8 protein-coding genes are annotated in these 12,402 nt (G+C 66.0%); 5 read left to right on the top strand and 3 right to left on the bottom strand.

The annotated features are described in order from the left end of the window. Window positions 1-44 precede the first annotated feature (44 nt). Window positions 45-1,670, bottom strand: coding sequence for an MFS transporter (locus tag AX729_RS10675; protein ID WP_197433573.1), 1,626 nt, complete (start codon window positions 1,668-1,670; stop codon window positions 45-47). 333 nt (window positions 1,671-2,003) lie between these two features. Between AX729_RS10675 and AX729_RS10670 the strand changes: the two genes are divergently transcribed. Further along, the gene (locus AX729_RS10670) at window positions 2,004-2,675 is read left to right on the top strand and encodes a response regulator transcription factor (RefSeq protein WP_061022882.1); all 672 of its coding nucleotides are present in this window, start codon (window positions 2,004-2,006) and stop codon (window positions 2,673-2,675) included. Window positions 2,676-2,744: 69 nt separating this feature from the next. Here the strand turns inward: AX729_RS10670 and AX729_RS10665 are convergent, their stop codons facing one another. Beyond that, complete coding sequence (locus tag AX729_RS10665; protein WP_061022725.1) at window positions 2,745-5,600, bottom strand: ATP-binding protein; 2,856 nt, start codon at window positions 5,598-5,600, stop codon at window positions 2,745-2,747. A gap of 198 nt (window positions 5,601-5,798) precedes the next feature. Between AX729_RS10665 and AX729_RS10660 the strand changes: the two genes are divergently transcribed. The 4 genes from AX729_RS10660 to AX729_RS10645 all read left to right on the top strand — a co-directional run bounded on the left by AX729_RS10660 (window position 5,799) and on the right by AX729_RS10645 (window position 8,757). Then, the gene (locus tag AX729_RS10660) at window positions 5,799-6,218 is read left to right on the top strand and encodes an organic hydroperoxide resistance protein (protein WP_061022723.1); all 420 of its coding nucleotides are present in this window, start codon (window positions 5,799-5,801) and stop codon (window positions 6,216-6,218) included. Window positions 6,219-6,252: 34 nt separating this feature from the next. After that, window positions 6,253-7,281, top strand: a complete 1,029-nt coding sequence (locus AX729_RS10655; protein ID WP_061022721.1) for an alpha/beta fold hydrolase — start codon at window positions 6,253-6,255, stop codon at window positions 7,279-7,281. 72 nt (window positions 7,282-7,353) lie between these two features. Continuing rightward, on the top strand, window positions 7,354-7,917 hold the full coding sequence (locus AX729_RS10650) for a cytochrome P460 family protein (RefSeq protein WP_156456861.1): 564 nt from the start codon (window positions 7,354-7,356) through the stop codon (window positions 7,915-7,917). 18 nt (window positions 7,918-7,935) lie between these two features. Further along, window positions 7,936-8,757 (top strand): SDR family NAD(P)-dependent oxidoreductase, encoded by an 822-nt coding sequence (locus tag AX729_RS10645; RefSeq protein WP_061022719.1) that lies wholly within the window; start codon window positions 7,936-7,938, stop codon window positions 8,755-8,757. Between the two features lie 7 nt (window positions 8,758-8,764). On the opposite strand, the gene AX729_RS10640 is transcribed toward AX729_RS10645, so the two are convergent. Next, on the bottom strand, window positions 8,765-12,274 hold the full coding sequence (locus tag AX729_RS10640) for a PAS domain-containing hybrid sensor histidine kinase/response regulator (protein ID WP_061022717.1): 3,510 nt from the start codon (window positions 12,272-12,274) through the stop codon (window positions 8,765-8,767). Window positions 12,275-12,402 lie beyond the last annotated feature (128 nt).

Raw genomic sequence — 12,402 nt, 5'->3', positions numbered from 1 at the left:
CGCGGAGTCCGCGGCCGGTTCGTGTGGTCGATCGATGCTTTCGATCAGTTTGCCTTGATGTCCACGTCCTTGGTCTCGGGCAGGAAGAAGAAACCGATCACGACGGTGATGGACGCGAAGATGATCGGGTACCAGAGGCCGGCATAGATGTCGCCGGTCGAGGCCACGATGGCGAAGGCGGTCGCGGGCAAGAGACCGCCGAACCAGCCGTTGCCGATGTGGTAGGGCAGCGACATCGAGGTGTAGCGGATGCGGGTCGGGAACAGTTCGACCAGCATCGCGGCGATCGGGCCGTACACCATGGTGACGAACAGCACCAGGATGAACAGCAGACCGATGATTGCTGCCACCTGCGGACGGAAGATGTCGAACGGATGCGCCATCTTCACGATGCCGGCATCGCCCGCCTTGGGATAGCCAGCCGCCTGCACCGCAGCGAGAACCGCCGGGTTGCTGTCCTTGGCGTTGGTGTAGGGCACCTCCTTGCCGTTGATCACGACCTTTACGCCTGACCCGGCGGCGCCGTAGCTCGTCGAGTACTTGACGGACGACTGCGACAGGAAGGCGCGCGCGGTGTCGCAAGGTGCGCTGAACACGCGGGTGCCGACCGGGTTGAACAGGTCGCCGCAGCCCGCGGGATCGGCCACCACCTCGACCTTGGTCTGCTCGATCGCCTTCTCCAGCGCCGGGTTGGCGTTGCTGGTGATCATCTTGAAGATCGGGAAGAAGGTCAGCGCCGCGATCAGGCAGCCACCGAGGATGATCGGCTTGCGGCCGATCTTGTCGGAGAGTGCGCCGAACACGATGAAGAAACCGGTGCCGATCAGCAGCGACCAGGCGATCAGGAGGTTGGCGGTATAGCCGTCGACCTTCAGGATCGATTGCAGGAAGAACAGCGCGTAGAACTGACCGGTGTACCAGACCACGCCCTGGCCCATCACGCCGCCGAGCAGGGCCAGCAGCACGAGCTTGCCGTTCTGCCAGTTGCCGAAGGCTTCCGTCAGCGGCGCCTTCGAACCCTTCCCTTCGTCCTTCATCTTCTGGAAGATCGGCGATTCGTTCAGGCGAAGCCGGATCCAGACCGAGATGCCGAGCAGCAGCACCGAGACCAGGAACGGAATGCGCCAGCCCCAGGCCGCGAAGTCCGCTTCGCCGAGCGCGGATCGGGTGAACAGGATCACCAGCAGCGACAGGAACAGGCCGAGCGTCGCCGTGGTCTGGATGAAGGAAGTGTAGTAGCCGCGCTTGCCGTTCGGCGCATGCTCCGCGACGTAGGTCGCAGCACCGCCGTATTCGCCGCCGAGGGCCAGACCCTGGGCAAGACGCAGGATGATCAGGATGATCGGCGCCGCGATGCCGATGGTCGCCGCGTTGGGCAGCAGACCGACGATGAAGGTCGACAGACCCATGATCAGGATGGTGACGAGGAATGTATATTTGCGGCCGACGATGTCGCCGACGCGGCCGAACACGATCGCGCCAAACGGACGGACCAGGAAGCCGGCGGCGAACGCCAGCAGCGCGAAGATGTCGCGGGTTGCCGGCGGATAGGCCGAGAAGAACTGGGCGCCGATGATGCCGGCGAGCGACCCGTAGAGATAGAAGTCGTACCACTCGAAGACGGTACCGAGCGAGGAGGCGAGAATGACGAACCGTTCGTCCTTCGTCATCCCTCCCGCGCCTGCTTGAGACACAGCCATTGTCGACATGTTGAGTCGCTCCCCGATATAAATTGCGTTTCCTCACGCCCCGGCTGTCCGGACATGCCGGATCAACCTGGGTCTTGCCGACAAGGTAACATCGGCGTGAAACCTGCCCCAATACGACTTTCGGCCTTGCGCACTGGCGCTGCGGTATCGGGTACCGGCGCGCAAACCCCGAGGATCGGGGATTAACCCCTTTGCAGCAAAGAGATAATGTGCACTTGCATGCCACCGCCGGTCGATGAAGAATTGACGCACTCCGGAATCTGCCGGCCCGGCGCGAACGACAGCAAGAGAACGATGAGCGCTCCCTCGACCCATCTCGTCATCGCCGATGACCATCCCCTGTTCCGCGATGCGCTGCGACAGGCGGTGGCGGGCGTTCTGCCGTCGGCCAGGATCGACGAGGCCGGATCCTTCGAGGACCTGACCGGGCTGCTGGAACAGACCTCCGAGGTCGACCTGGTCCTGCTCGACCTCTCGATGCCCGGGATCTCCGGCTTCTCCGGCCTGATCTATCTGCGGGCGCAATATCCGGCGATTCCGGTCGTGATCGTCTCGGCGTCCGACGACAGCGCCACGATCCGCCGCTCGCTCGATTTCGGTGCCTCCGGCTTCATCCCGAAGCGTTTCGGCGTCGAGACGTTGCGTGACGCCATCCTCAAGGTGATGGAAGGCGACGTCTGGGTTCCCGCCGACACCGACCTGTCCGCGGCCGCCGACCCCGACATGACGCGCCTGCGCGACCGCCTGGTGACGCTCACGCCGCAGCAGGTCCGGGTCCTGATGATGCTGTCCGAAGGGCTACTCAACAAGCAGATCGCCTATGAGCTCGGCGTCTCCGAGGCCACCATCAAGGCGCACGTCTCGGCCATCCTGCAAAAGCTCGGCGTCGAGAGCCGCACCCAGGCCGTGATCGCCGCCGCCAAGATCGCCGGCGGCCAGTGGACGCAGGGCACGCCGACGGGATGAGAGCTGGCTCCGGCCGGCGCATCCTTCGAGGCTCCCGTTGCGATGCTTCCGCATCGCGCCACTCGCGCCTCAGGATGACGGAGCTGATAGCATCCGCAGCAGTTCGTTGCCGATCCTGATATCCTCCGTGTCGGAACCTTCTGCGAAGCCCTTCAGAACCGATTGAAGCAATTCATTTGCTTCGTCACGCCGGCCGCGTTCGGCGATGAACCCGGCGAGGTCGACCGCCGCCCGCAGCTCCCAGGCCTTTGCGCCGTTGCGACGGCTCAAATCCAGCGACTTCGTGAGGTGAGCTTCTGCCTGCTCGGCCTTGGGCTCCGGCAACGCCAACAGGACTCTGCCCTTCATCCGCAGCAGCTCGGGCATGTAGAGATGATCGCCGCCTTGTTCGACGAGGCGGATCGCATCGTCGATCAGGCGCGCGCTCTGTTCGATCTGCCCGAGCGCCAACAGGCCCTCGACCAGCGCGATGTTGAACGTCGTGGTGAGCAGCTCATAGCCCGCATCGTGGAGCTCGCGCAGGCAGGCCCTGATCGTCTCGACGCCGCCGGCGGCATCGCCGCGCCGGATCGCCAGCTCGCCTTTGACGCCGCGGCCGACCGCGAGATAGGGCCCCATCGAGCGCGAATTGGCATGCGCGATGAAGCGGTCGATGTTCTCGTCCGCGCCGTCGAGGTCGCCGTTCCAGAGCTCGATCGACACCGCCCAGATCAGCGCAATGCAAAGCGTGATCGGGTGATCCATCTGCGCGGCCTCGGCGACCGTCTGTCGCGCCAGTTGCAGCGCTTCCGAGGGCCGGCCTTGCAGCCAGAGCTCACGAGCCAATGTGATGCCGGCCCGGTTGCGATGATCGAAGCCGTAGACCGTGCTGATCCGTTCCGTGCCCGGTCCCTGCCAGGCGACCTCCAGCATCTCAAGCGCGTCGCGATGCTCGCCGGCCAGATGCAGCGAGACGCCAAGGAGGGAATGGGCGAGGGCGATCGAGGCAGGGTCCCCCAGCGACCTCGCCACCGCAAGGCTCTCTCGCGCATAGCCGAGCGCGGCGTCGAACTCTCCCATCCGCTCGTGAAAGATATGCATCCGGCCTAGCAGCTGGAGCTGGTTGCCCCCATCGCCGCGCGCTTCGGCGATCGCAAGGCTCCGGCTCAAGGCGCCGCGCGCCGCCTCGCTGCCGCCGCGTGTGAACATCAAGGTCAGCCCGAGGGCGGCCTGGATGTGCATTTCTTCGGTGCTGCCGCGCGAGGAGGGATCCATTGCCAGCAGCGCCCGTTCCGACCAGCGCCGGCATTCGATCAGCAAGGACATCGCCAGGAAGATCGGCGCCGCGGCCGCCGCGAGCGCAATGCCGATGCCACGATCGCCGTCCGCGCCGAAGCACCAGTCGAGCGCGGCGCGCACGTTGTGAAGCGCGGAGAAGTGAACCGCGCGTTCGTCGGCGCTCGGCACGGTTGCCCATGTCGTGCCGGCCTGCTCCAGCCATCGCCGGTAGTAAGTCGCATGACGGGCGGCGAGCGCCGCGTCGTCAGGTTCGATCTCGAGCAGATAAGCGCGTGTGGTGTCGAGCAGACGGTAGCGCATCATGGCGCCGACGGGACGCGGCGCGACCATCGATTTGGCAACGAGACTGTCGACGGCGTCGAACAAATGAGCCTGGTCGACGTGCTCGTCCGGCACGACCTCGATCGCTGCGTCGAGGGTGAGATGGCCGGCGAACACCGCAAGTCTGCGCAGCACCAGGCGTTCGCGATCCGACAGCAGTCCGTAACTCCAGTCGAGCGTGGCCTGCAATGTCTTCTGCCGCGGCGGCGCGGTGCGTTGGCCCTGCCAGAGCAGATTGAGACGCTCGTCGAGCAGAGCGGCCGTCTGCTCCAGGCCGTAGGCTTCGACCCGGCCGGCGGCGAGCTCGATTGCCAGCGCCATGCCGTCGAGCTTGCGGCAGATGCCCGCGACGATCGTGGCGTTGGCGTCATCGAGCGTGATCTGCGCGCCGCTGGCCGCGGCACGTTCGAGGAACAATTGCAGCGCAGGATAGGTCCCTGCTGCGGCGGCCGTCAGCGCGGCGCCGTCGGGCGGAACGCCGAGCGGAGCCAATCGATAGACCTGCTCACCCTCGACGCGCAGGGCTTCACGGCTGGTGGCGAGGATATGGACGTGCGGGGCCGCGTGGAAGATGTCTGCGGCCAGCGGCGCGGCGGCCGCGATGACGTGCTCGCAATTGTCGAGGATCAGCAGCATCCGCTTGTCACGGAGATGCGCCAGCAGCGCGGGCAGGGGATCGTCGGTCTCGGCCGGCAGACCGAGCATCAGCAGGATCGAGGTGATCACGAGATCGGGATCGCTCAGCGCGGCAAGGTCGACGAAATGCGCGGCATCGGAGAATGTTTCGAGCAGCTCGTGAGCGATCGCCACGGCGACCGCGGTCTTGCCGACGCCGCCGGGCCCTGCAATCGTGACAAAGCGCGAGGTGAGGAGCTTGTCGGAGACGGCGGCGATCGCATCGTCACGCCCGACCATCCTCTGCAGCCGGTTCGGCAGCTTCACGGGCGCCAATTCCGGTCGCGGCGCGGGGCGCTGGGTCAGCGCGACATTCGTTTGCGAAATCGGCGCCACGAAGCAATAACCGCGGCCGGACAGCGTCGTGATGTAGCGGGCGCCGTCCTTGCCGTCGCCGAGCGCCTTGCGGAGCGCTGCGACATGAAAGCGCAGATTGGCCTCTTCGACCGTGAGGCCGGGCCACACCAGCGCCATCAGGTCCCATTTGCTGACGACCTGGTTCGGCCGCGACATCAGCGCCATCAGCGTGTCGAACGCCTTGGCGCCGAGCGGCACCGCGACGCCGTCGCGTGTCACGAGCCTTTCACGCGGCGCCACGGAGAATGGTCCGAACGATAGAGTTCCCGTTGCGGTGCCGGCCGGCTCGGTCATGGCGAAATCTTGGTCCCTTCGAGAGGCCCGGATAGCCAGATCATCGTGACCCGGCAAGGCCGTCCGTGCATCGGCATCAGACCGCGGATGCAGGCCTTGTGAGGAGCGTAAGGCGAGACCTCACAACTTCTCACAAGTCCAAACGGGCGCCTTGCCGCAGCCGCTGCTAGTCAGTGGCGTGACGGCAAGGAGACCATGATGACGCAGGCGGCAAAGATACTCTACACGGCAAGGACCCACACCAGTGGCGGACGGCACGACGGCATCGCGCGCAGCTCCGACGGTCGCCTCGACGTCAAGCTGTCGCCGCCTGGCGCTGCGGGCACCGGCACCAATCCCGAGCAATTGTTCGCCGCCGGCTGGTCGGCCTGCTTCGAAGGCGCGATGGAGATCGCGGCACGCAAGCGCAAGATCGAGCTACCCAGGAAGAGCGCGATCGATGCGGAGATTGATCTCGTGCTCGACGACGGCGCCTATTCGCTTCGGGCACGCCTCAATGTCAGCCTGCCTGGCCTCGACCCCGAGATCGCGCGCGGCATCGTCGACGATGCGCATCAGACCTGTCCGTATTCCAAGGCGGTTCGCGGCAATATCGACGTCACGGTCGCGCTGATCTGACGAACATCACCAATCATCACAAGGCAGCAACATCATGAAGCCAATCATTGACCAGCAGCGCCGCAACTTCTTTGGCATCGCGGCGGGAACCGTCGCCGTCGGTCTCGGCGTGATCGACCTCGCGCGCGCCGAGACCGGCGCGCGGCAGGCCGCATCGAACGCATCCTTCGGCGCGATCAAGCAGATCGATGCCGGCGTCCTCAATGTCGGCTATGCCGAGGCGGGGCCGTCGAACGGTTCGGTGGCGATCCTGCTGCACGGCTGGCCCTACGACATCCACGCCTTCGTCGACGTCGCGCCGATCCTGGCAAAGGCCGGCTATCGCGTCATCATCCCCTATCTGCGCGGCTACGGCTCGACGCATTTCCTCTCCAGCGAGACGCCGCGCAACGGCGAGCCCGCCGCCATGGCCGCCGACATCATCGCGCTGATGGACAAGCTTGACATCAAGAAGGCCGTCGTCGCCGGCTTCGACTGGGGCGCACGCACCGCCGACATCATCGCCGCGCTGTGGCCGGAGCGCTGCCGCGCGCTGGTGTCGGTCAGCGGCTATCTAATCTCGAGCCAGGCCGCCGGCAATGCGCCGCTGCCGCCATCGACCGAATTGCAATGGTGGTACCAGTTCTATTTCGCGACCGAGCGCGGCCGGGCCGGATACGAGAAGTACACGCGCGATTTCGCAAGACTGATCTGGAAGCTTGCCTCGCCGCAGTGGAAGTTCGACGACGCCACCTTCGCCCGCAGCGCCGCGGCGCTGGACAACAAGGACCATGTCGCGATCACGATCCACAATTATCGCTGGCGGCTCGGGCTCGCCCAGGGCGAGGCGAAATACGAGCAGCTCGAAAAGAAGCTGGCAGCAGCGCCCGTCATCGATGTGCCGACTATCACGATGGAGGGCGACGCCAACGGCGCGCCGCATCCCGACCCCAGCGCCTATGCGAAGAAGTTTTCAGGCCGTTACGAGTTCCGCCTGATCACCGGCGGCATCGGCCACAATCTGCCGCAGGAAGCGCCGCAAGCCTTTGCCAAGGCTGTCATCGACGCCGACGGCGGCGCCTGAGGATGTTGTCCGCCTTCGGTCCAGCCCGGCTGGACCGGAGGATATCCGTCGCTCCGAGCCTGTTGAGAGATCATGACCCCGCCCGAGCCCGAAAAGAAAACCTTCGCATTCTCCACAATAATCGTTCTTGCCGTGGTTCTCGTCGTCATTCTGCTGACCTGCGTGCCGTATCTCGCCACGATCGTCTCGGCGCAGACGCAGGCTGAAAGCACGGCCGCCCACGCCTCGCCGATCTTCGGCGTCACGATCCCCGCCGGCTACAAGCAGTGGGAACTGATCGCGCCGGCCGAGGAGGCTGCGCCGCTCGACGAACTGCGCGCGGTCGTCGGCAACCAGACTGCCATCGATGCCTACCAGGCCGGCAAGCTGCCGTTCCCAGACGGGACCGTGTTGGTCAAGCGCGCTTGGAAGCGGAAGCAATCACCTGAATTTGCATCCGCGACGATCCCCGGTGCTGCTACGACGGTCCAGGTGATGGTCAAGGATTCCAAGAAATATGCCTCCACTGGAGGCTGGGGCTTTGGCCGCTTCATCAACGGCAAGCCGGTTGACGAGGCCCAGCACCGCACCTGCTGGGGCTGTCACGAAGCCCGTGCCAAGAGCCACGATTACGTGTTCACGCGGCTCGCGCCTTAAGTCCTTTCGGAGACTGGCATGAAGACCTGGTTCATCAGCGGCAGTTCGCGCGGGTTGGGGCGCGCCATCACGGAAGCCGCACTCGTTGCGGGCGACCGGGTGGTGGCCACGGCTCGCAAGCTCGACCCGCTCGAACCGCTGTGCGAACGTTTCGGGGAAAGACTGCGGCTGGCAACGCTTGATGTGACCGACGAAGCGGCAGCGCAAGCGGCGATCGACCTCGCGGTGGAAGCCTACGGCGGTCTCGACGTCGTCGTGAACAATGCCGGCTATGGCGATCTCGGCTCGGTCGAGGATACCAGCCTCGCCTCGTTCCGGCAGCAGATCGAGGCCAATCTGATCGGCACCATCATCGTCACCAAGGCGGCGATCCCGGTGCTGCGCAAGCAGCGCCGTGGGCACATCATACAGGTCTCGTCGGTCGGCGGCCGCGTCGGCGCGCCGGCCCGCGCGCCCTATTCGGCGGCGAAATGGGGTATCGAAGGCTTTTCGGAATCGCTGGCGCGCGAGATGGCGCTGATCGGCGTGCATGTGACCATCGTCGAGCCCGGCGGCTTCCGGACCGGCTTTGCCCAGACCTCGCATGAGACCGACGAAGGACGTCCGGAGTACGACGCGGTGGTCGGTGCCGCCGTCAGGATGCAGCGCGACTACGATGGCCGTCAGCCCGGTGATCCCGCCAAGGCGGCCGACGTGGTATTGCAGCTCGCGAACATGGATCACCCGCCCCTGCGCATCGGGCTCGGCAGCGATGCCGTCAACGCTATCGCCGCGACGGACCGGCAGCGTCTCGACGAGCTGGAGAAATGGCGCGCGCTCAGCGTATCGACCGACTACTGACGGCGTCCTATTCCGCGGCGACCATCTGTTGCGTGCGCCATTGACCGAGCAGGGCGCGGAGCGAGGCCGGTTTCACGGGCTTGTTCAGCACGGCGACCTTCTCCTCGCGTGCGGCGACCTGCACGGCGGGGCTGCGGTCGGCGGTGATCAGGATCGCGGGGATGCCGTCGCCGAAGCGGCGGCGGATCTCGCGGATGGCGGCGATGCCGTTGCCGCGGTCGAGATGATAGTCGACCAGCAGGCCGGTGACGCGCCGTCCGGCCGTTTCGATCGCGGCGATCGCGCCTTCGGGATCGGCGACCGCGATCACCTCGGCGTCCCAGGCCTTCAACAGCGTGCGCATGCCGTCGAGAATCGCCGCGTCGTTCTCGATGCAGACGATCAGCGCGCCCGAGATCGGCGTGCGCGCCAGCGGTGTCGCGCTGGTCACCGCCGCGGTGTGGGTGATCGCCTTCGCCGTCGGCACCGTCACGGAGAATACCGAGCCGCCGCTGGCATTGGCGTCGATGGCGATGCCATGGTTGAGCACGCGTGCCAGCCTCTCGACGATCGAGAGGCCGAGCCCCAGGCCGCGCGCGATCCGCGCCCCCTGCTCCAGGCGGTGGAATTCCTTGAAGATCTCACTGCGCTTGACCGCAGGGATGCCGACGCCGGTGTCGTACACGCAGATCTTGAGCGAGGCGCCGCGGCGGCGGCAGCCGACCAGCACGCGGCCGCGCGGGGTGTATTTGATCGCGTTCGAGATCAGGTTCTGGAGCAGCCGCCGTAGCAGCAGGCGGTCCGACTCGACCGGGAGCGAGCAGGGCACGAAGATGAGCTCCAGGCCCTTGGCGCGCGCGATCGGCGCGAACTCGATCTCCAGCGAGCGCATCAGATCGGCCATCTTGAAGCTCGAGATCGAGGTCGTCATCGCGCCGGCATCCAGCCTGGAGATGTCGAGCAGGGCACCGAGGATCTCCTCGATCGCCTGTAGCGATTCGTCGATGTTCTCGACCAGCCGGGTCTCTTCGCCGTTGTGCTGTCGCTCGACGAGGCTCGTGACATAGAGCCGCGCCGCGTTCAGCGGCTGGAGGATGTCGTGGCTGGCCGCGGCGAGGAAGCGCGTCTTGGAGATGCTGGCGTCTTCCGCCGCGCTCTTGGCCAGTGCCAGCTCGGAGTTCAGCCGCGTCAGCTCCTCGGTGCGGTCGCGCACGCGCTTTTCCAGCGTCGCATTGGCGCGCTCCAGCGCTTCCGCGGCTTCGAAGCTGGGCGTGACATCGGTGAAGGTGATGACGAAGCCGCCACCAGGCATGCGGTTGGTGAGCACCTCGATCACCATGTGGCGCTCCGGCAGGCGTTCGAGATAGGGCTCGCTGTCGGTGGTGTAGGCGGCAAGGCGCCGCTCCAGCAGGGCCTCGCTCTCGAGCGGATGGTCCGGATCGCCCACGCCGATGAATTCCAGGATCTCCCGCAAGGGCGTGCCGAACTGGATCAGATGCGGGGGAACGTTGAGGAGATCGCCGAACTGCCGGTTGGAGCAGATCAGCTGCAGGTCGGCATCGAACACGGCGATGCCCTGCCGCACGTGATTGAGCGCGGTCTGGAGGATCTCGCGGTTGAAGTGCAGCGCCGCGTGGGAATCGTCGAGCAGCTTGAGCGCGGCCTTGGCGGAGACCGTGCGCTTGCGCAGCAGCAGCGACATCACGAGGCGGGAGGAGGCCGCTCCGATCGAGGAGGCAATCAGGTGCTCGGCGTGTTGCAGCAGCTCGAAATCAGCCGGTGCTCCGGGCTCCAGCCGCAGGTTCCGCTGCGCGGAGAATGCCTCGAAGGAATGCCGCGCGCGGTCGGGTCCGAGATATTGCGCCACCGTGGTCTGGATGTCCTGCACGGTGACGGTGGTGCGCCAGCGGCGGAAGCTCGGGGAGATCGGTGCGAGCGTGTTGGGCACGAACAGATCGGCCTGCAACAGCTCGATCGAAGACGGCCGGCGCGCCAGCGACAGCAGCACATAGGTCAGGATGTTGAGCGACAGCGACCAGATGACGCCGTGCATCAGGGGAGGCAGGTCGGCGCCGAACAACGCCTGCGGCCGCAGCGCCTCGATGCCGAGCGGGCCGTGCTGGAGCAGCAGGATGCCGCCCGTCGAGGAATCCATGAAGCTCGGAATGAACAGCGTGTAGAGCCACACCGCGAAGCCGACCAGCATGCCGCCGATGGCGCCGCGTGCGGTCGCGCGCCGCCACAGCAGGCCGCCGAAGAAGCTCGGTGCAAGCTGGGCGATGGCGGCAAAGGAGAGCAGGCCGATGGCCGCGAGCTGGGTATTGCCGAGCGCGCGGTAGTAGAAATAGGCCAACACCATGATGGCGAAGATCGCGAGCCGGCGCGAGCGCAGCAGGAAGTCGCTGAAATCGGCGCCGCCGGCGCGCCCATGCGGTCGCCGTTGCAGCACCAGCGGCACCACGAGGTCGTTCGAGACCATGATGGAGAGCGCGACGCATTCGACGATCACCATCGCCGTCGCCGCCGACAATCCGCCGACGAAGACGACGACGCTGAGCAGGTCCGCGCCGCCCTCCATCGGCAGGGCCAGCACGTACATGTCGGGATCGGCAGCGCCGAACGGGAAGGTCACGAGGCCGGCGATCGCGATCGGGATCACGAACAGGTTGATGGCGACGAGGTAGAGCGGGAACAGCCATCGCGCGCGTCCGACCTCGGCATCGGAGGAATTCTCCACCACGCTGACGTGAAACTGGCGCGGCAGCAGCATGATCGCGCACAGCGACAGCAGCGTCATGGTCAGGAAGTTGCCGATCGACGGGGAATAGTTGATGGCGCGCACCGCCTCCGGCGTCTTCATCGCGCGCTCGATCAACTCCTGCGGCGAGAACATCCAGAAAGTGACGAAGATGCCGGCGGCGAGAAAGGCGACCAGCTTGATGATGGACTCGGTCGCGACCGCCAGCATCAGGCCGTGCTGGTGCTCGGTGGCGTCGGTCTGCCGCGTGCCGAACAGCACTGCGAAGGCCGCCATCGCCAGCGTCACCATCAGCGCCACGTCGCCGAGGATCGGGATGTGGGAGAAGGCCTGGTCTTCGCTCAGGATCGTCCCCAGCGAAGAGGCGACCGCCTTGAGCTGGAGCGCGATATAGGGCACCGAGCCGATGATCGCGATCAGCGCCACGGTCGCCGCCACAGCCTGGCTCTTGCCGTAGCGGGCTCCGATGAAGTCGGCGATCGAGGTGATGTTGTGGGCTTTGGCCAGCTGGATCACGCGGCGCAGCACGCCGGCGCCGAGTCCGATCATCAGGATCGGGCCGACATAGATCGCCAGGAAGTCGGTCGAGGTGCGGGTGGCGAAGCCGACCGAGCCGAAGAAGGTCCAGGAGGTGCAGTAGATCGCCAGCGACATCGGATAGATCAGTCCGGAGGCGCGGCCGCGCCCGGCCGGCGAGCGGCGGTCGCCGTGGCTCGCCACCAGGAACAGGAAGCCGATATAGCCGAAAGCGGCGGCGATCACGCCCCAGTCGTGCAGCATGGTGAGCGCACTTCTCCCTGGGCGCTCACGCGCCCGGTCTCATTTTCCTTGTAAATCTAGCGCGTTGGACGGGCGCAGGCGACAGCGAAATGCCGCGCCGGAGGGGAACCGGGGTTGACGTCAAGGCC

Source organism: Bradyrhizobium sp. CCH5-F6, assembly GCF_001556045.1.
In the GTDB taxonomy this organism is placed as follows: domain Bacteria; phylum Pseudomonadota; class Alphaproteobacteria; order Rhizobiales; family Xanthobacteraceae; genus Bradyrhizobium.
Note: the sequence above shows the minus strand (reverse complement) of the source record. Positions and strands in the feature narration are given on the sequence as shown.

Excerpts from the sequence above, each read along its gene's own strand:
- AX729_RS10675 (WP_197433573.1), bottom strand. The coding sequence starts at position 1,670 with ATGACGAAGGACGAACGGTTCGTCATTCTCGCCTCCTCGCTCGGTACC.
- AX729_RS10655 (WP_061022721.1), top strand. The coding sequence starts at position 6,253 with ATGAAGCCAATCATTGACCAGCAGCGCCGCAACTTCTTTGGCATCGCG.
- AX729_RS10665 (WP_061022725.1), bottom strand. The coding sequence starts at position 5,600 with ATGACCGAGCCGGCCGGCACCGCAACGGGAACTCTATCGTTCGGACCA.
- AX729_RS10650 (WP_156456861.1), top strand. The coding sequence starts at position 7,354 with ATGACCCCGCCCGAGCCCGAAAAGAAAACCTTCGCATTCTCCACAATA.
- AX729_RS10645 (WP_061022719.1), top strand. The coding sequence starts at position 7,936 with ATGAAGACCTGGTTCATCAGCGGCAGTTCGCGCGGGTTGGGGCGCGCC.
- AX729_RS10670 (WP_061022882.1), top strand. The coding sequence starts at position 2,004 with ATGAGCGCTCCCTCGACCCATCTCGTCATCGCCGATGACCATCCCCTG.
- AX729_RS10640 (WP_061022717.1), bottom strand. The coding sequence starts at position 12,274 with ATGCTGCACGACTGGGGCGTGATCGCCGCCGCTTTCGGCTATATCGGC.
- AX729_RS10660 (WP_061022723.1), top strand. The coding sequence starts at position 5,799 with ATGACGCAGGCGGCAAAGATACTCTACACGGCAAGGACCCACACCAGT.